We start from the raw sequence: 398 nt of genomic DNA, 5'->3' as shown, positions 1-398 counted from the left end.
AATAAGTAACCAACATACCTCAACTTCATAATCTAAAATTTTAGCAAAAGTAAGTTGTAAACTACTACTTCAATATATCTAAGAAAAAGTGAAGCAAGTAAAAAGCCATTCATAATGTATGATGGCTTAAATAGCTGCTTTATATTGTATAGTACAAGTGTGCGACGCAACAAAAGCTTAATAGAAATTCTAAAGCTTAGTACAAAAATTTATTTCAACACACCTAACTCCTTACCCACTTTTGTAAATGCTGCAATGGCTGTATCTAAATGGTGTTGCTCGTGTGCTGCACTTAACTGTACACGAATACGTGCCAAACCTTTTGCCACCACAGGGTAAAAGAAACCAATAACATACACACCTTCTTCCAGCAACTTGGCTGCAAATGTTTGTGCCAC

1 pseudogene is annotated in these 398 nt (G+C 35.2%); it reads right to left on the bottom strand.

Going from position 1 to position 398, the window contains the following annotated elements:
* Window positions 1–209 precede the first annotated feature (209 nt).
* Window positions 210–398, bottom strand: a pseudogene (locus E3E25_RS11430) (glycine C-acetyltransferase); the annotation flags it as partial.

The organism is Thermococcus sp. MAR1, from assembly GCF_012027305.1.
Lineage (GTDB): Archaea > Methanobacteriota_B > Thermococci > Thermococcales > Thermococcaceae > Thermococcus.
Note: the sequence above shows the minus strand (reverse complement) of the source record. Positions and strands in the feature narration are given on the sequence as shown.